General features: G+C 56.7%; 1 rRNA gene (running past one end of the window). It reads right to left on the bottom strand.

Annotation, left to right across the window (positions count from 1 at the left end):
- A 16S ribosomal RNA gene (locus tag ACFSKW_RS38110) occupies positions 1-365 on the bottom strand; its annotated part runs 1,059 nt beyond the window's last position; the annotation flags it as partial.

Below are 365 nucleotides of genomic sequence, written 5' to 3'. Positions count from 1 at the left end.
GGTGTTGCCGACTTTCGTGACGTGACGGGCGGTGTGTACAAGGCCCGGGAACGTATTCACCGCGGCATGCTGATCCGCGATTACTAGCGATTCCGACTTCATGCACTCGAGTTGCAGAGTGCAATCCGAACTGAGACGACTTTTAGGGATTAGCTCCGCTTCGCAGCATCGCAACCCTCTGTAGTCGCCATTGTAGCACGTGTGTAGCCCACCCCGTAAGGGCCATGAGGACTTGACGTCATCCCCACCTTCCTCCGGCTTACCACCGGCGGTCCCATTAGAGTGCCCAACTTAATGATGGCAACTAATGGCGAGGGTTGCGCTCGTTGCGGGACTTAACCCAACATCTCACGACACGAGCTGAC

This window comes from Nonomuraea mangrovi (genome assembly GCF_042681425.1).
GTDB classification, from domain to species: domain Bacteria; phylum Actinomycetota; class Actinomycetes; order Streptosporangiales; family Streptosporangiaceae; genus Nonomuraea; species Nonomuraea mangrovi.
This window is presented reverse-complemented; position numbering and strand designations above follow the sequence as displayed.